Raw genomic sequence first — 18,902 nt, forward strand, 5'->3', positions numbered from 1 at the left:
TAAAAACTTGAAATTTTAACAAATTAAAGTAACTTTGCTCATCTTTTAAAAGGAATATGGAAACGGTTTTATTTGTACTATTTATCGCTTTTTTAGCTTTTTTTACCTTACAGTTTATTTATTATGCTTTTATTTTTAGTCGCTTTAGTTTTGCTAAAATTCAAAATGGGACTCCAAAAAGTATTCCTGTTTCAGTGATTATTTGTGCTAAAAACGAATTTGAAAATTTGCAAAAAAATCTTCCTCATTTTGTATCTCAAAATTATCCAAATTTTGAACTTGTCCTAATTGACGATGCATCTAGTGACGATTCATTAGAATTGTTAGAAGAATACGAACGCAATTATCCTTTTATTAAATTAGTCAAAGTAAAAAATAACGAAGCTTTTTGGGGCAACAAAAAATTCGCCTTAACATTAGGTATTAAAGCTGCAAAAAATGAATATTTATTATTTACAGATGCCGACTGCTATCCTGCAAACAATAATTGGATAAATGAAATGACCACACATTTTACTTCTAAAAAAACAATTATTTTAGGCTATGGTGCTTATGAAAAAGTAAATGGCTCTTTTTTAAATAAATTAATTCGTTATGAAACCGTTTTAACCGCTATTCAATATTTTTCTTGGGCAAAAATAGGACGTCCTTATATGGGTGTAGGACGAAATTTAGCCTATAAAAAAAGTGAATTTTTCAATGTAAATGGTTTTATCAACCATATGAAAATCCGCTCTGGTGATGACGACTTATTCATCAATCAAGCGGCAAATGCAAACAATACTACTGTAAATTTCAATCCAGAAAGTTTCACCTTTTCAGAAGCAAAGAAAACCTACAAAGAGTGGTTCAAACAAAAAAGACGTCACGTCTCAACGGCAAAATATTACAAAGGTTTTGATAAATTTCAATTAGGAACTTATTTTATTTCTCAATTCTTTTTTCTTATATTGGCAATAATATTATTAGCATTTCAATATAATTGGATTATTGTAGCATCAATTTTAGGATTCCGTTATATCTTTAATTGGATTATTATTGGATACGGTTGTTCAAAATTAAAAGAGAAAGATCTTATTTGGGCTTATCCATTATTTGAATTACTACTAATGGTTACACAAATAAATGTATTCATTACTAACTTATTTTCTAAACCTGTACATTGGAAATAAAGCAAGAACAAATCGTTAAAAATATACAAAAGGCAAAAATGGGAGACCAAGTAGCCTTTACGTTTTTGTTGGACCATTATTGGAACGAAGTGTATGGCTACATGCTTAAACGCACCGAAAACGAAACGGATACCGAAGATATTGTTATTGAAACTTTCGCCAAAGCCTTTGATAAAATCAACACCTATAATCCCGAATTTGGTTTTAATACATGGTTAATTACCATTGCTAAAAATGTTCATATTGACTTATTACGAAAGAAAAAATCTTCTTTATTTTTAGACATTACCAATGAAGAAGAGGAATATGCATATAATTTAGCAGACGACACACCTTCGGCGGAAGATGCTATTATTACAGAACAAAACCTGTCTCGACTGTTGCGATTTATCAAAGAGCTGAAACCCGCCTATCAAGAAGTAATTCAATTGCGTTATTTTCAAGAAATGAGTTATCAAGAAATGGCCGACCATCTTAATGAGCCATTAAATAATATCAAAATAAAACTCTTAAGAGCTAAAAAATTACTCGCAGAAATCATCATTCAAAAATAATTTTAGACCGTACATTTTATATTTTGAAAAATTTCATTAGGTTTGAAACAAACTAACCAAACCAATGAAAAACTATACTCCAAAAGAACGAATAAAACATTTATTTTCATTACCTGTAATTATAGCTGCCTTAGGCTATTTTGTAGATATTTATGATTTATTATTATTTGGAATTGTTCGAGTTCCAAGTTTAGAAACACTGCATTTAGACGTTGACCAAGTAGGCACTTTAATAATCAATTGGCAAATGAGTGGTTTACTCATTGGAGGTATTCTTTGGGGAATACTAGGCGATAAAAAAGGACGACTTTCAGTATTGTTTGGCTCTATTTTAGTGTATTCCCTTGCCAACATTATGTGTGGTTTTTTACCACAATTACCCCAAGAAAATATCATTGGAATTTATGCTGCATTACGTTTTATAGCTGGTATTGGATTAGCCGGAGAGTTAGGAGCAGGTATAACTTTAGTTTCTGAATCATTACCTAAAGATTTAAGAGCAATAGGAACATCTATAGTCGCCGGGTTTGGATTATTAGGCGCTGTAGCAGCACAACTTTCTGTTCAATTAGCCTCGAATTGGACTATCGCCTATTTTATTGGAGGCGCTATGGGATTGGCTTTATTAATTCTTAGAATTAGCGTTTCAGAATCGGGGATTTATAAAGAAATCGAACACGATAAATCTGTTAAAAAAGGGAATTTCATTCTATTTTTCACCAATAAAGAACGATTTTTAAAATATATAAAGTGCATTTTTATAGGTTTACCTACTTGGTATTGCATTGGAATTTTAGCGGTAATGGCGAATCAATTTGCCCCCGCTATGGGAATTGAAAAATTAGAACCCGGTAAGGCTATTATGTGGGCATACATTGGTATTTCTGCAGGAGATTTTTTAAGTGGATTTATATCCCATTATTTTCATTCTCGAAAAAAAGCAATTCTTTACATGCTTTTATTCACTATTGTTGGTGTAGTACTATTATTAAGTGGAATGGCAAAAACAGAGGTTACTTATTACTTTTTCTGTGTTTGGCTTGGACTAGGTACCGGCTATTGGGCAATGTTTGTAACTGTTGGCGCAGAACAATTTGGAACAAATATTAGAAGTACTGCTGCCACAACAATTCCGAATATGGTTCGTGGGCTATTACCCTTAATGCTTCTAGGATTCGATACTTTTAAAACCACCAATGGTGTAATTATTAGCGCATTAGTTGTTGGAATCATTGTTTTTTTCCTGGCTATTTATTCCACCTTAACCATACCTGAAACACACAATATTGAATTGAACTACAACGAAGAAAGTTAAAATTTATCATTTTTTCAAACTTTAACGAATTTCATTGAATTTTGGCACGATAATTTCATAAGGTTAATTAACTATTCGCAAGTATTAACCTTAAAAACTTATATTATGTCAAATTTTAACGTACAAAAAGACAGTTGGCTTGAACTTGTTTTTGAAGATAAAAACAAAGCCTATGGCGCGTATCAATTAAGAAAAGAAAACGACACTACTACCTTAAAAGCTTTATTTTTCGCGATAGTTTTAGTTGCCTCAGGAGTTGGTTTACTTTCATTTACAACTCCAAAAACAGAAACAAAACCACCAATTGTAGGTCCAACTTTAGAACCCTCTGTTGTTTATGTTGAACCCAAAAACGACCAACCGAAAGAGGAAGAAAATTTTGGAAAAGAAAACACTAAAAAGAATGATACTCCTAAACCAAGTGACATTCCGGAAATAGTGAATATCAATACTACAAAACCTGATATCCCAACAAATAACTTACCTTACAATCCTAATGGAACAGAAAACGGAGGAAATAATGGAACTGAAGGCAACCCTAGTAAACCAAATCTAGGAAATAATGAAAACCCAGAAGGTGGAAATGGTGGAAACGGCACAAATTCAAATCCCGTTAATATTTTAACAGAAGGCGCAAGTTTTCCTGGAGGAATAGATAAATTTAGAACACTAGTTGCTGAAAAATTCAAGACTCCAGATGAATTTGATAAAGATTTCCTAACCTTCGAATTGGCGTTCATAATTGAAGAAGACGGAAGTATGTCTGATATCAGAATGATTAGTAAAGCAGACAAAGCATTAGAAAAAGAAGCAATTCGGGTTTTAAAATCAATCTCAAAAAAATGGACGCCTGGAAAAGTAAACGGTGTACCTGTTAAAAGTGAGAAAACAATGAAAATCAAAATTGATTTAAGAGAAATTGAAGAATAAATTGGGTTTATATTAATTCTAGAACCACAAAGTGATGATCATTTTGTGGTTTTTTTAATTTTTAATTAACAATTTTCCATTTTTCAACATTAGAAATCTAATTTTCAAGTTGTATCTTTGTAGTTCAAATTTAAAATGAGCATGGCTACAGAAAATGTTTTTCCTCCTCAACCCAAACCAAAATGGTTGCGTGTAAAATTACCCACTGGGCAAAAATATACCGAATTAAGAGGTTTAGTTGACAAATACAAACTAAACACCATTTGTACCTCTGGAAGCTGCCCAAATATGGGTGAATGTTGGGGGGAAGGAACCGCAACTTTTATGATTTTAGGAAATATTTGCACGCGTTCTTGCGGCTTTTGTGGTGTAAAAACGGGAAGACCAGAAGATGTGGATTGGGAAGAACCAGAAAAAGTGGCTCGATCAATTAAATTAATGAACATTAAGCATGCCGTAATAACTAGTGTGGATAGAGATGACATAAAAGACATGGGATCTATTATTTGGGCGGAAACGGTAAAAGCCATCCGAAGAATGAACCCCACTACCACTTTAGAAACTTTGATACCAGACTTCCAAGGTAATCACAAAATTATTGATAGGATTGTTGCTGTAGCGCCTGAAGTGGTTTCTCATAACATGGAAACTGTGAAACGTTTAACGCGTGAAGTTCGTATTCAAGCTAAATACGAAAGAAGCTTAGACGTTCTTCGCTACTTAAAAGAACAAGGCATTAAGAGAACAAAATCTGGTATTATGTTAGGCCTAGGTGAAACCGAAGAAGAAGTAATTGAAACTTTACATGATTTGGCAGCAGCAAAAGTTGACATTGTAACTATTGGTCAATATTTACAACCCAGCAAAAAACACTTGCCTGTAAAAGAATTTATTACTCCAGAACAATTTGCTAAATACGAACAAATTGGAAAAGATTTAGGTTTTAGGCATGTAGAAAGTGGCGCGTTGGTTCGTTCCTCATATCATGCTGAAAAACACATACATTAAACAATTTATTTAACCTTTAAAAGTTAAAATACAATATTGAACACAAGTAAAAAAACAAGAATTGCCATCAATGGTTTTGGACGAATAGGACGAAACTTATTCCGATTACTGCTGAATCATCCTTCAATAGAAATTGTAGCCATCAATGATATAGCAGACCTAAAAACCATGAGTCACTTGATAAAGTACGACAGTATTCATGGTGTTTTGCAGGAAGATGTTTCGTTTGATGAAAATCACTTAATCGTGGCACATCAAAAATTTGTTTTTTTACATGAAAAAGAAATAAACCAGTTACCTTGGAATAAACTAGCTATTGATGTTGTAGTAGAAGCAACGGGTAAATTCAAAACATTTGAATTGGCTAATCAACACATTGTTGCAGGATCAAAAAAAGTGCTCCTTTCTGCCCCACCTGAAGACGACAAAATAAAGACAGTTGTTTTAGGCGTAAATGAATCGATTATAGATGGTACGGAAAAAATTATCTCAAATGCAAGTTGTACAACAAACAATGCTGCACCCATGATAAAAGTTATTCAGGAGCTTTGTGAAATTGAACAAGCCTATATTACCACTGTACACTCCTATACTACCGATCAAAGTTTACACGATCAACCTCATAAAGATTTACGCAGAGCAAGAGGTGCTGCGCAATCCATAGTTCCTACAACGACAGGAGCTGCAAAAGCCTTGACAAAAATATTCCCTGAATTAGAAGGGAAAATTGGCGGTTGTGGCATACGTGTACCAGTACCCGATGGCTCTTTAACTGACATCACATTCAACGTAAAAAGAGAAGTTTCTATAGAAGAAATCAATTTAGCCTTTAAAAAAGCTTCAGAAACTAATTTAAAAAACATAATTGCCTACACGGAAGACCCAATTGTTTCAGTTGATATTATCGGAAACAAAAACTCTTGTTTATTTGATGCACAACTTACATCTGTCATAGATAAAATGGTAAAAATTGTAGGATGGTACGATAACGAAATTGGTTATTCTTCACGTATTATTGATTTAATTGTTTTTATATCAAAAAAATAAGTATTACATTTATACTTTTTACAAGTAAAGGTAAGTTTTATTACAAGAATGAAAAAAATACTAATCTTATTTTATTTTATAACACTTTTTTCTTTTTCCCAAGAAAAAAAGGTACCTCAAGATAGTATAGATTATTATTTAGAATTGGCAAGTTTTAATGCTGAAGACAAACTGCAAACAGAAAAAGCAATTAAATATACAAACAAGGCAATTTCCTTCGCAAAAAATATAAAAAATGAATTAAAACTTCATGATTCCTATTACTTTTTAGGCACTATTTATTATCAAAATAATAAATTTGAAGACGCCATTTTTTATTTTATTCGTTGTACCAATTTTTATCAAAGTAACAAATTAATAACTGCAAAATTAGCAAAATCATACTACTCATTAGGGTTATGTTATTTAGCTAAAAATAAAATTAATTTAGCCAATACTTATTTCAATAAATCATACGATATTTATAATAATTTAAATATTTCAGACGCTTTACAATTAGTTGAATTACAAAAAGGCCTATCTTTAAAAGCAGCCAAAAAATACGATGAAGCTTTAAGTATTTTTAAACGAATTGGCACTCAAAATGCGGATTATGAAAATGCAAAACTAGAAGCCTATTTTCAAGTATCAGCTATTTATTCCATTCAAAAAAAATACAGTCATGCATACTCTGCAATAAAAAAAGCTTTTGATATTGCTGAAAAGAATAATAATTCATTAGCTAAAAATAAAATTTTAAATCAGTTAATTTTTCTTGCTGAAAAGAATGATGATTTTAAATCTGCTAACCAATATTTAAAAAAAATAATCCAACAAAAAGACAAACCTTTATCATCAAATGAAGAATATATTCTAGACAAAAAGGATTATGACAATCAATTAGATTTAGTTGAAAAATTAGAACGAGAAAAGAAAGATCAAATCAAATCGATTCGTTTTTCAAGATTAATTAGTATTTTAAGTATTGCTTTGATTTCAATATTATCATTATTAAGTTTTTCACTCTATAAAAACAATAAAATCAGAAACAATACCTACCGATTATTACAAGAAAAAAACAAAGAACTAACCGAACAAAAAGAAAAAGCGGAACAAGCTTCTAAAGCTAGAGCTGAATTCTTATCAACCGTGAGTCATGAATTACGAACACCATTAAATGCAATTAACGGCATCACGTACTTATTACTTCAAGAAAAACCAAAAGTAAGTCAATTAAACTATTTAAAATCATTAGAGTTTTCTGGAAATTACCTTCTAAACTTCATTAATGATATACTTGAAATCAACAGATTAGAATCAAACACAGTACAAGTTGAAAAAATTAATTTCAACATTATTGAATTAATAGCGAACATTAAACAATCCTTTAACGAATTTATCCAAAAAAACAATGTGAATTTTCAAACGGAAATTGATTTAGAAGGAAATGAATATTTAATTGGTGATCCAACAAAATTGTCCCAAATTTTAATCAATTTAATTAACAATGCAATTAAATTCACAAAAAATGGAGACGTTTTACTAAAAATTGGTACGACTAAAACAGATGATAAAAACATTACCTTATCTTTTGTAATAAAAGACACTGGAATTGGAATTCCTGATGATAAAATAGCTAATATTTTTGATAGTTTCACTCAAGGTTCAGTTGAAATTAATAGAACTTTTGGAGGTACTGGATTAGGATTGTCTATTGTCAAAAAAATCATTGAATTATTAGGAAGCGATATTAAACTTGAAAGCATTCAAGGCAAAGGAAGTACCTTTAGTTTTGATTTGGTTTTTGAAAAATCTCCACTACTTGAAAACGAAACAATTAAGAGTAAAGAAGAAAACAACTTAGATTGCTTAAAAGATAAAAAAGTTTTACTAGTTGAAGACAATAAAATCAACCAAATGATTACCAAGAAAATGGTTGAAAACAAAGGTATGATTTGCACTATAATAGATAATGGAGAAGATGCCATAACTGAAATGGCAAAAAACGATTATGATTTAGTACTTATGGACGTCCATTTACCAGGAATTAATGGAACAGAAGCTACTGAACAAATAAGAACATTCAATAATCATACTCCAATAATTGCATTAACTGCTATTTCATTAAATGAGAACAGAGAAATGCTCTTATCTTTTGGTATGAATGATGTCATTACTAAACCATTTGAACCAGAGCATTTCTATAAAGTTATAGCTTCTTATTTAACTAACAATTAAATTTTTAATCAAATTACGAACATGAGGTTCAGCTTTTTTGGCTGCTTGCAACACTTCTTCATGATTAACGGCTTCAATTTCTTCTTCATTTCCCATATCTGTAATGACAGAAATACCAAAACAGTTTAAATCCATATGACGTGCTACAATTACTTCAGGAACAGTAGACATTCCAACACAATCCGCTCCCACATTTTTAACATATTTGTATTCTGCTAAAGTTTCAAAAGTTGGACCTTGTAATGCTAAATAAATCCCTTCTTTTACCTCAATATTTAAATTTAAAGCAATTTCTTTAGCCTTAGCAATTAAAGATTTTTTATACGGCTCACTCATATTTACAAAACGAGGACCAAAACGCTCATCGTTGTGTCCACGTAACGGATGATCAGGAATCATATTAATATGATCTTTGATAATCATTACATCACCTACTTTAAAAGTTGGATTTACTCCCCCAGACGCATTGGAAACTATTAATAATTGTATCCCTAAATAGTTCATTACACGAACGGGGAATGTTACTTGTTTGCTATCATAGCCTTCATAATAATGAAATCTGCCTTGCATAGCAACAACTTTCTTCTCCCCTACTTTCCCAAAAACAAGCGCACCCTTATGTCCTTGAACGGTTGAAATTGGAAAATTAGGAATGTCTTTATATTCAACCACAAATTCAATTGCAATATCTTCAACAAAATTACCTAAACCAGAGCCTAATATTACCCCAAACTCAGGATTATAATTTTTAGTTTTTTCATTTAAAAACGCAACAGTTTCTTGAACCTTATCCCACATAATTTTTTATTTTTTGATTAAACTCTGATTCACTTTCTAAAAATCGAACCAAAATAGGTAAATAAAATAAATTGAATTGAATTTTATCTTTTAATCGGACATAATCTTTTTCAGTAGTTACTATTGGTTTCGACTTTGCCCACTCCCTTAATTCTTCAACCTCAGCAGCTGTAAAATTATGATGATCCGAATATATTTTAATATGATCTTTATCAGTTTTTACTTTTTCTATAAAATAATCTGGTTTAGCTATTCCGACTACAATCATCTTTTCTAGATTCTTAAAATCATTTAAAGTAACGGCTTGGTCTTTTCCATAAACATAGGTTTCATATGAAATGGAAGTAAAATATACTGGAACCTTAACATCAATTTTCTTTATCATTTTCAATCTTTCCTCTTTGGACAAATCTTCAGGACATTTGGTTACAATTACAACATCAGCCCTTTTTTTCCCGATTGCAGATTCACGCAAATTACCAAAAGGCAAAATACAATCATTTACAAATAAATCATCATAAGCTGTAAGCAAAATATAGAATCCGGCGTTTACTTTTCGATGTTGAAAGGCGTCGTCTAACAAAATTACATCTGGATTTACGTTTTGGATTAAAGTCTCAATCCCCGTTCTTCGATCTTCACAAACGGCGACTGAAATGGCTGGAAATTTTTCATGAATTTGAAAAGATTCGTCTCCTAAAACAGCCGCATTAACGTCTTTATTTGCTAACACAAATCCCTTTGATTGACGTTTATACCCTCTACTTAATACCGCTAATTTATACTGGTTCTTCAACAAGCGTATTAAATATTCCGTATGCGGTGTTTTACCCGTACCACCAACACTTAAATTTCCAATAGCAATAACTGGTAAATGATACGATGTACTTTTTAATAGTCCCCAATCAAAACATTTATTTCGTATATAAGTAACAATCCAATAGATAATAGCTACTGGAAAAAGTATTTTTCTTAATAAATTCATACTACGAAGTTAGCATTTTTTTATCTTTGGTAAAAAAAGTTATGCAACTATCTTCTATACTTACTCATTTACAAAATTTAGCTCCGCTGGCTTATGCTGAAGACTTCGACAATGTGGGTTTATTAACCAGTCACAACAATGAAATAACTGGAATTTTAGTAGCTCATGATGCCTTAGAGGAAGTCATAGACGAAGCCTTAGAAAAAAAATGCAATTTAGTAGTCTGCTTCCATCCCATTTTATTTTCGGGAATTAAAAAAATAACGGGTAAGAATTATGTGGAAAGAGCTCTAATTAAAGCAATTAAACATGATATCGCAATTTATGCCATTCACACCGCTTTAGACAATCACCAAAAAGGCGTTAACAAAATATTTTGCAATGCTTTAGGATTAAAAAACACCAAAATATTAGTCCCAAAAGAACAATACATATACAAACTCGTTACCTATACGCAACCCGACAATGCTGATAAGTTACGAAATGCCTTATTTGATGCAGGTGCAGGCAGTATTGGAAATTATGAATGTTGTAGCTTCAATTCAAAAGGTATTGGTACCTTCATGGGAAATGAAAACAGCAACCCAGAATATGGGGATCGTTTTGAATTTGTTGAAACAGAAGAAGTAAAAATTGAAGTTACTTTTGAAAAACACTTACAATCAAAAATTCTAAGTACTCTATTTAAAAATCATGTTTATGAAGAAGTTGCCTATGAAATTTACAAATTAGAAAACCCACATCAAAATATTGGATTAGGCATGGTTGGTGAGTTTGAAGAAGCGATGAGTGAACAAGATTTTCTACAATTCGTAAAAGATAAAATGCAATGTGGAGGAATTCGTCACAGTTCATTTTTGAATAAACCTATAAAAAAAGTAGCGGTATTAGGTGGTAGTGGAAGTTTCGCAATTAAAAACGCGATTGGTGTTCAAGCAGATGCATTTTTAACAGCTGATTTAAAATACCATCAATTTTATGAAGCCGAAAAACAGTTACTTTTAGCGGATATTGGACATTTTGAAAGTGAAAGATTTACAAAAAATTATATTGTTGATTATCTTAAAGAAAAAATCACTAATTTTGCAATCATTTTATCAGAAGTAAATACAAATCCGGTTAAATATTTTTAACACTATGGCAAATACAAAAGAACTAAACGTAGAAGAAAAATTAAGAGCATTATACTCTTTACAACTTATTGATTCTAAAATTGATGAGATTAGAAATGTTAGAGGTGAATTACCTTTAGAAGTTGAAGATTTAGAAGATGAAGTAACAGGATTATCTAAACGTTTAGAAAAATTGAATGGTGATTTAGACACTATTGACCATCAAATTAAAGAAAAAAAGAACAATATTGAGGAATTCAAATCTTCAATAAAGAAATATGCTGAGCAACAAAAAAATGTTCGTAACAACAGAGAGTTCAACTCTTTAGCTAAAGAAATTGAGTTTCAAGAATTAGAAATTCAATTATCAGAAAAGCACATTAAAGAAATGAAAGCTCAATTAGAAGGCAAAAAAGCAGTTGTAGCTGAAACAAAAGAAAAATTAGCTGCAAAAGAAAACCATTTAAAACATAAGAAAGCGGAATTAAGCGATATTATGGCTGAAACAGAAAAAGAAGAAAACTTCTTATTAGAAAAATCAGCTGAATACAGAGCAAAAATTGAAGAGCGTTTATTAGCCGCTTATGATCGAATCAGAGGAAATGTTAGAAATGGTTTAGCGGTTGTATCTATTGAAAGAGGAGCTTCTGCTGGTTCTTTCTTCACTATTCCACCACAAACACAAATGGAAATTGCTGGAAGAAAAAAAATCATCACTGATGAGCACAGTGGTAGAATTTTAGTAGACAGTGTATTAGCTGAAGAAGAAAAAGAAAAAATGGAACAATTATTTGCAACATTATAGTTTCTGAATAAAATAATAACGAAACCCTTTTAGCATCAACTAAAAGGGTTTTATTTTTTAGTATCTTTGCCACATGGAAGAACAATTAGTACGTATCAATAAATTTTTATCCGAATCTGGATTTTGTTCTAGAAGAGAAGCGGACAAATTATTAGAACAAGGCCGAATTACCATAAATGGAAAACTTCCTGAATTAGGCACTAAAGTTGCTCCAGGTGATGAAGTTCGAGTAAACGGAAAATTAGTAACTAATGCCAATAAAAAACACATTTACTTGGCTTTTCACAAACCTGTTGGCATAGAATGTACCACGAATCAAAAAATCAAAGACAATATTGTTGACTACATTGCCTATCCTGAACGAATTTTTCCTATTGGAAGACTCGATAAAGCAAGTGAGGGATTAATTTTTATGACGAGTGATGGTGATATTGTAAACAAAATTCTTCGAGCAAGAAACAATCACGAAAAAGAATACATTGTTACTGTTGATCATCCTATTACCGATGAATTTATACAACGCATGAGTAATGGATTACCAATTTTAGATACCATTACAAAAAAATGTAAAGTTGAAAAAATAAGTCAGTTTGTATTTAGAATTATACTTACTCAAGGTTTGAATAGACAAATTCGACGTATGTGTGACTATTTGAATTATGAAGTTACTGCATTAAAAAGAATTCGAATTATTAATATTACATTAGATGTTCCTGTTGGTAAATACCGACACTTAACAGAACAAGAAATTAAACAATTAAACGATTTAATTGCACCGTCTAGCAAAACTGAAGAAGCAAGTATACCTAAAAACAAAAAAACAAATTACGGAAGTAGAAATTACGACAAAAGAAATCGATAAAATGAATAAAAAAGATATAAACTTTGAAGTTGAACGCTTTTTAAAAGGCAATTATCAAAAAAGTGTTGCGTTAGAATTATTAAGAAAAGACGGCTTTTCTGAAGAAGAAATTCAACAACACGCCCATAAATTTGATCAATTAAGAAAAAATCCAGATAATAGTTTATCCTATTTTCCTCCTTTTCTATTTTTGGTTTTAGCAAGCATTACTTCTTTAACTTTAACCTTAAAAGAAGAAATCGATTTTAAACCATTTTTTTTGGTATTGTTTTTATTTACAATAACCACAACTTATTTTTTTAGCAAGAAAAACAAAACAGCAATAATCGCTACTGCTTTTTTAACGATTTTATCCATGCTACTCTTAGTTTATTTGTATATCATTTCATTTTTAGGATTAGGAAAACTACTATTGATTGAATTATTTTTAATATTAGCTTTGTTTTCTGTGAAACGGTTTTATACTAAAATCGCTAAAAGCTAATTGTACTCGGAATTCAATAAAATAGCTATCCGTTTATTAAATCTTGCAAACCATAGTATTGAATTGCTTTTTGTTTTAAGGGATTAGTGCTCCAATCTTCCCATTTATTAGAATAGGGATTATAACCGCATTTTAATGGTTTAGACAAATCTATGTCTTCTTTAAAATGAGTCCGTTCGGTGTAAGCCCTACAATCTGTACAAATATGACGAAACTCACAGTCTTTACATACTTGCACCTCATCTTTACTAACACTCCAGTATTTTTTAAAATCTGGATGATTAATTGCTTCTATTAATGTTGTTTTACTGATGTTTCCAAAATGCTGAAGCATAGAGGGACAATTACGAATATATCCCTCTTTATCAATAGAAACTTTAAGATTCAAGCAAGAATTAAATTTTTGAGATTCAGAAATTAGCTTTAATGATGGATTTAAATATTCTAAAGAAACAATTCCGCAATTGTGTTCATTTATTATATTCTTTGTTTTTAACACTACATGACCTCTTTTGTAGAATAAGTCATTATAAGTAACCTCATTAGGTGCATTATATAACAGTAAGGTATCCAGTCTTTGATTTTCAAAAAACAGAGGTTTAATGTCATCAATAGTAAATTCTTCATAAAATGGAGCTATAATGCTAATTGATTTAATTCTTGATTTATGAATCCTAAACAATTTGATACATTCCTCTATTTCATTTAAAGTGATTTCCTTGTAAAATCTCAATTGCAAATAAGAACATTTTAGAATTTCAAATTGATCTAGCAAAGAATTCAAGTCATGCTTAATTAAGTCAAAATCTACAATCACATTCGTTATTTTTGCATTTGAAAAAAAATCTAATTGAATTTTTGGAAAAAAATCTATAGTATCATTAAAAAAGACCAATTTATTTTCAATTAAAAAATGAAAGTATTCATCAATAATATCATCAAATTCATTATTGAATTTTTCTTTAATAGCACTAATTTTAAAGCCGTTATACTTACTTAAAATCTCATACAAACCATTAGGAATATAAAAATAGCTTTTGTTTTGCGTATCACTTATTATACTTCTATTATAACCTTTTGTTAAAATACAATCTGAAAATAAAATTACATTACTTTCCATCAATTTATAAAATTTTAGAAATTGGTTTGTAAAATGTTTTAGTAATATTTTTAGAATTTTGATACCCCTTAATATCGATTAAATTACTAAAGACTTTATTTTGATTGGATTCTTTTATTTTTTCTAATTTTAACCCATTATGCACATTAACTGGATGCCTCATACTTCAATTCTAATTTTTTAGCAATAATCTTTTCTAAATAATAATTACACTTATTATTAATAAAACTTATTTGTCCGGTTGGATTTAATTCTAAAAAATAAAACTCACCCGCTGAGAAAAGTAAGTCAATGGACCCATAATTTAGATTAAAAAAATCAAATAATTTAAGCAACTTATGTTTTATAGTATTAGGCAATTTAAACGGAATAATTCTCAAGTTTTTCATGTCTCTAAAACCACTTCTACAATCCACATAATTATTATAATCATGAATTGATGCCGAAAATAATTCTCCATCAATATTTATTACTCGAATTTCAAATTCAGAAATTATTCGTTCTTGAAAAAAAGATAAAGCAAAATTATCTGGAAGTTTGTTTAAAATTTCTTCCGTAATTTCAAAAGTTAAATTAAAATTATACTCATAATTCTCATCTTCATAAAAAAAATCATCTAATATTCGTTTACAAATAATTCCATTTTTGTCTTTAAATGAATTATAAAATTCAGATAATTTAGCTTTTGAATCTACTATTAATGTTTCGGGAATTTTAAGACCTTGCTTTTTTGCTTCCAGCATTACATCGAGTCTATTTATTTTAAAATCGGAATAACGCGAGCCTAGTTTATATACTCTTTTTTGCAGTAAATAACTATCAAAAAGCACCTCAAAACACTTTCTTTCATATAAACTACCAACACCACGTATACCACCCCCATTAAACCAAATTGCATTTATATCTTGAAAATTAATTTCGTCACAATAATCCGTTTTAACTCTAAAGTTTTCCGATGTATTTTCAAAACTAATTTGCTCAACTTGTACCAAATTAGATTCATTAATTCTAATGAACTTAACATTCAAAAAATCGATTACATTATTAATAAAATCATCAACATCTTTACTGTAAATCAATATCATACTTAAATCTATTTATCATAAAACTCCCAATCATCAGAAAGTTTCAAAACATACGTAAAATTATTTTCGTAATAATTATCAAAGTCTTCCGGATTATCTTTATTGTATTCTGAAATAATATAATTATCCGTATGAATAAAAAAATGATGTGGATTATTGAAAATGAATTTCATTTTCCTTACTGCAAATTCATTTATACCACACGAATTAGAATGGTATAAATTCCCCTTATAAATATGAAAACAAGAGTTATAATAAAAATTATAAATTTGACTTCTTTTGTTATCATGTTCTAACTTTTTTTCACTAGCACTTAAAAATTCTTCTAATTTTTCCAAATTTTTTGGTTGTTTTTGTATTGCATGTCTAAAGAGTACATGGAATTCAGGAGAAATCATCATGATCGTATCATTTATAGTATAAACTCCAATTTTTTCTTCTGTTGGATACCCTTCTTCTTTCAATAATGAAATTAATTTATCTGAAACTCGATCTGTGGTTTCAAATAATACTCTAGAATCTTTCCTATTGGCTAGTCCATAATCCGCTTGATCTTCATCAACCAATTTCTCTAATTCCGATTTCAATTTTATGTTTCTGTTTTTCTGAAATTCATTATAAATCGAATCATAGGTAATACTAAAACGGTTCCATTGCTTTTGTTTTTTTAGCGAAATGAAAACTTTTGAATTAAAATAATTAATACTAATACCTTTATTCGCTAATTTTTCTGCCCATAAAAATGCGTTATTATAATCTCTAGAAAATAGTGCACATCGAATAGCATTATGAATATCTCGTGCAAAAATGACATTGTATTTTTTATTTAATAAGGCATACTGTTCCTTTGCTTTAGCATATTGTCGCAACACAATATAATTTTCAGCTTCCTCAGTATAAAAATAATAATCTTGCTTTCTTTCTTTTATTTTATCTTTATCAGCTAATACTATATTATCTTTAATAAGTACTTTATAGGCGGGCAACTCTTTTTTATTTACTTTTTTTCTCTTATTTTTTTTTGGACTATACACCATTGAACCGATGTCAAAAATTTCTGCATAGCAACCAATATCACCTAAAGCTAATAAAGAATTGGGGGTAACTTTACCTTGAATTTTAAAATAGCGTTTACCTTGAGATGCAGTTTTATAATGCGCGCTATGTTTAAAATAAAAAGCTGGAAAAGTATCTAAAACAGTAGTATTAGAAACATCTTTGCCTTTATATTTTACCTCAATTTTTTCTTCATTAACAACTTTATTGTAATAATGATAAACAAAAGTATCCCGTTTTACTCCAATAAAAATATCGATATTGTTTTCAATTTTAATTTTTCTTTTTTTCTTTATGTTACTATTTCCCCATCCACCATTCACGTATCCTTCTATTTCAATTATACTGTCTCTTGGATTAAATACTGCTTTTTCAAAATCAACCTTTAAATACCACTTTTCGTGATGTTGAAAAATATTAAAAACACTTAAATCCTTGGATTTAAATTGAACACCATAATTCACAAGAGAATTTATTTGTCTATCGTCAACAAAAATGGATGGATTTAGCGTATCTTTAACCTCCGCAGAATTTAAATATTTATATTTCCACAAATCAAAGGTTTCTTCTGCTATTTTATTTTTATCAAAGTCTGATTGTAAAAATTTAGTTTTTACAAGCTTATTTTGACCATAAGAAAGATTTGTGTACAGTGTTATGTGAAATATAAAAAATAATAAGAAAGATTTATAAGTCATCAATTTTAATTTTAATTTTAATTTTAATTTTAATTTTAATTTTAATTATTAATAAAAACAAACCTAAATTTTAGGTTTGTTTATTTTGATATACTTTAATTATTAAAGTCCAATACAATTTGCGGGATTAATTTCATACATATTACTTCTATCGTGATATGTGGTATAAGTAGTTCCATCTGAATTTGTTCGAATTACATCATATCCATAATCAATATGATAGACTCCAGTAGGGTTTGATGAATTGAGACCTGGACCACAACCTGAACCTGCAGGAGTAACTGTATTTCTAGCAGCATCAATTAAACCTCCGTTTAAAACAGACATTTGTTCATTATCCATTTTAGCATCTAAAAAATTTTGCAATTTTAAACTTTCTAACTTCATTTTTGTACATTTAAGTATTAAACATTTTTTTAAACGATCTAAACTTATCATTTGTATCACCTGTGCACTGGTTTCAAACAAAAAATAGTCCTTTGTTCATGTTTCAAAACTAAGATGAATTTTTATTAATCTAGAAGTTAAAAGTGTACTATTTTACACCATTTTAGTTTGCTTTTCTCTTATTTCGCAGATTAATTGTTTAACTTGATCTAATAAATCGTTTAAGTGAAGTAGTACCTCATCACTTTCAACATCATTATTTTCTTCAAACCAATAAGTCATTTTTACATTATAAAATTGGGAGAGTTTATTTAAATTATCAAAAGTTGGAATACTTTCTGCAGCTTCCCATTTACGTAAAGTAGTTTTAGAAATGCCGATTTCATCAGCAACATATTCTTGAGAGAATCTAAATTGTTTGCGTAGTTGTAGTAGTTTGAGACCAATTTTCATAGTTACATAATTAATTATTTTTACAATGGTTTAGCAAAATCAACCTACCATTAATGTAATTTTCTTAAAATAAATAGACTACGAAATCATTATATATTAATTTCATTATTCTTTTAGAAATTGAGGCAGGCTTTATTTGTAATTAAAGTAGTGCAAAATAAAAATTATCTAACAACAAAAGAACTAATAAACTTGTTAATTTTTTGTTAAAATTATATAAATTTATTACAAAACGCTGTTTAACGATTTAAAACAATGGTAATTCCATAACATAATCATCCATTACAAAATTATTTCCAATATCGATAACTTCATCTTTAACAATAGTAAAACCAAGCTTCTCATAAAAAAATTGAGCTTTATTGAATTTATTTACATTTAAGAAAACCCCTTTTTGCAGCTTCCTTTTTGCAGTTTCAATAGCAAAATCTATTAATAGCCTCCCTACTCCTTTACCTTGATAAGTATCTAAGACATATATTTTATGAATCTTCAATTGATTTGATTCATTGCAATTTATCTCATAAGCAAGAAAACCAATAGCTTCACTATTATCTTCAATTATAAAAAAACATTGACCCTTTTGCAATTGCTGTACTAATGCATCAATACTGTAAAATTTATTTAGCATATATTCTAATTGTTCACTTGATAAAATTTGACCATAAGCATTTGGCCAAATTTTAAAAGCTAGATCTCTTACAATGCTTAATTGATTATCTTTTAATGGGGATATTGAATACATATCAAATTCATTTTGCTTTCAAAAATACTAAATAAAAAAAGGGCCACCAATTGGCAGCCCTTAATTTTA

Annotated in this window: 20 protein-coding genes; 11 read left to right on the forward strand and 9 right to left on the reverse strand. The window is 29.4% G+C overall.

Translation table 11 applies throughout. The features are described from left to right. The first annotated feature begins 56 nt into the window (after positions 1-56). The 7 genes from KQS_RS10520 to KQS_RS10550 all read left to right on the forward strand — a co-directional run bounded on the left by KQS_RS10520 (position 57) and on the right by KQS_RS10550 (position 8,243). Complete coding sequence (locus tag KQS_RS10520; RefSeq protein WP_014389170.1) at positions 57-1,172, forward strand: glycosyltransferase; 1,116 nt, start codon at positions 57-59, stop codon at positions 1,170-1,172. Positions 1,173-1,210: 38 nt separating this feature from the next. Next, complete coding sequence (locus KQS_RS10525) at positions 1,211-1,726, forward strand: RNA polymerase sigma factor (protein ID WP_014389171.1); 516 nt, start codon at positions 1,211-1,213, stop codon at positions 1,724-1,726. A 64-nt stretch (positions 1,727-1,790) separates the two neighbouring features. Next, a complete protein-coding gene (locus KQS_RS10530; RefSeq protein ID WP_014389172.1) occupies positions 1,791-3,041 on the forward strand; it encodes an MFS transporter in 1,251 nt (416 codons plus the stop codon). Between the two features lie 105 nt (positions 3,042-3,146). Then, the gene (locus tag KQS_RS10535) at positions 3,147-3,971 is read left to right on the forward strand and encodes an energy transducer TonB (protein WP_014389173.1); all 825 of its coding nucleotides are present in this window, start codon (positions 3,147-3,149) and stop codon (positions 3,969-3,971) included. A 135-nt stretch (positions 3,972-4,106) separates the two neighbouring features. After that, positions 4,107-4,979, forward strand: coding sequence for a lipoyl synthase (gene lipA, locus KQS_RS10540; protein ID WP_014389174.1), 873 nt, complete (start codon positions 4,107-4,109; stop codon positions 4,977-4,979). Positions 4,980-5,015: 36 nt separating this feature from the next. Beyond that, positions 5,016-6,026, forward strand: a complete 1,011-nt coding sequence (gap, locus tag KQS_RS10545) for a type I glyceraldehyde-3-phosphate dehydrogenase (RefSeq protein ID WP_014389175.1) — start codon at positions 5,016-5,018, stop codon at positions 6,024-6,026. Positions 6,027-6,074: 48 nt separating this feature from the next. After that, the gene (locus tag KQS_RS10550) at positions 6,075-8,243 is read left to right on the forward strand and encodes a tetratricopeptide repeat-containing hybrid sensor histidine kinase/response regulator (protein ID WP_014389176.1); all 2,169 of its coding nucleotides are present in this window, start codon (positions 6,075-6,077) and stop codon (positions 8,241-8,243) included. Here KQS_RS10550 and KQS_RS10555 read toward each other — a convergent pair. Next, the gene (locus KQS_RS10555) at positions 8,229-9,041 is read right to left on the reverse strand and encodes a purine-nucleoside phosphorylase (RefSeq protein WP_014389177.1); all 813 of its coding nucleotides are present in this window, start codon (positions 9,039-9,041) and stop codon (positions 8,229-8,231) included. The genes KQS_RS10550 and KQS_RS10555 overlap by 15 nt on opposite strands. Then, complete coding sequence (lpxK, locus tag KQS_RS10560; protein ID WP_014389178.1) at positions 9,031-10,026, reverse strand: tetraacyldisaccharide 4'-kinase; 996 nt, start codon at positions 10,024-10,026, stop codon at positions 9,031-9,033. The genes KQS_RS10555 and lpxK overlap by 11 nt, the downstream gene beginning before the upstream one ends. Before the next feature lie 41 nt (positions 10,027-10,067). Here lpxK and KQS_RS10565 point away from each other — a divergent pair, with 41 nt between their 5' ends. From KQS_RS10565 to KQS_RS10580, 4 genes are all read left to right on the forward strand, one after another. Next, a complete protein-coding gene (locus tag KQS_RS10565) occupies positions 10,068-11,159 on the forward strand; it encodes a Nif3-like dinuclear metal center hexameric protein (RefSeq protein WP_014389179.1) in 1,092 nt (363 codons plus the stop codon). A 4-nt stretch (positions 11,160-11,163) separates the two neighbouring features. Continuing rightward, positions 11,164-11,943 carry a zinc ribbon domain-containing protein gene (locus KQS_RS10570; RefSeq protein ID WP_014389180.1) on the forward strand — a complete coding sequence of 260 codons (780 nt, stop codon included), beginning with the start codon at positions 11,164-11,166 and terminating at the stop codon, positions 11,941-11,943. Between the two features lie 73 nt (positions 11,944-12,016). Then, a complete protein-coding gene (rluF, locus tag KQS_RS10575) occupies positions 12,017-12,805 on the forward strand; it encodes a 23S rRNA pseudouridine(2604) synthase RluF (RefSeq protein WP_014389181.1) in 789 nt (262 codons plus the stop codon). 1 nt (position 12,806) lies between these two features. Then, positions 12,807-13,289 carry a hypothetical protein gene (locus tag KQS_RS10580; RefSeq protein WP_014389182.1) on the forward strand — a complete coding sequence of 161 codons (483 nt, stop codon included), beginning with the start codon at positions 12,807-12,809 and terminating at the stop codon, positions 13,287-13,289. A gap of 25 nt (positions 13,290-13,314) precedes the next feature. On the opposite strand, the gene gwsS is transcribed toward KQS_RS10580, so the two are convergent. The 7 genes from gwsS to KQS_RS10610 form a co-directional block, all read right to left on the reverse strand. Further along, on the reverse strand, positions 13,315-14,409 hold the full coding sequence (gene gwsS, locus KQS_RS10585; protein WP_014389183.1) for a grasp-with-spasm system SPASM domain peptide maturase: 1,095 nt from the start codon (positions 14,407-14,409) through the stop codon (positions 13,315-13,317). A gap of 4 nt (positions 14,410-14,413) precedes the next feature. Beyond that, positions 14,414-14,572, reverse strand: coding sequence for a hypothetical protein (locus KQS_RS14425; protein WP_157868421.1), 159 nt, complete (start codon positions 14,570-14,572; stop codon positions 14,414-14,416). Then, entirely contained in the window at positions 14,556-15,494 is a 939-nt protein-coding gene (locus tag KQS_RS10590; RefSeq protein ID WP_014389184.1) for an ATP-grasp domain-containing protein, read from the reverse strand. Before KQS_RS10590 ends, KQS_RS14425 begins: the two co-directional genes overlap by 17 nt. Before the next feature lie 8 nt (positions 15,495-15,502). Then, positions 15,503-17,248 carry a hypothetical protein gene (locus KQS_RS10595; protein WP_014389185.1) on the reverse strand — a complete coding sequence of 582 codons (1,746 nt, stop codon included), beginning with the start codon at positions 17,246-17,248 and terminating at the stop codon, positions 15,503-15,505. A gap of 102 nt (positions 17,249-17,350) precedes the next feature. After that, positions 17,351-17,635, reverse strand: a complete 285-nt coding sequence (locus KQS_RS10600; RefSeq protein ID WP_014389186.1) for a hypothetical protein — start codon at positions 17,633-17,635, stop codon at positions 17,351-17,353. 153 nt (positions 17,636-17,788) lie between these two features. Next, the gene (locus tag KQS_RS10605; protein ID WP_014389187.1) at positions 17,789-18,088 is read right to left on the reverse strand and encodes a helix-turn-helix domain-containing protein; all 300 of its coding nucleotides are present in this window, start codon (positions 18,086-18,088) and stop codon (positions 17,789-17,791) included. Positions 18,089-18,335: 247 nt separating this feature from the next. After that, positions 18,336-18,833, reverse strand: coding sequence for a GNAT family N-acetyltransferase (locus KQS_RS10610; protein WP_014389188.1), 498 nt, complete (start codon positions 18,831-18,833; stop codon positions 18,336-18,338). Positions 18,834-18,902 lie beyond the last annotated feature (69 nt).

It is taken from the genome of Flavobacterium indicum GPTSA100-9 = DSM 17447, from assembly GCF_000455605.1.
In the GTDB taxonomy this organism is placed as follows: Bacteria; Bacteroidota; Bacteroidia; order Flavobacteriales; family Flavobacteriaceae; genus Flavobacterium; species Flavobacterium indicum.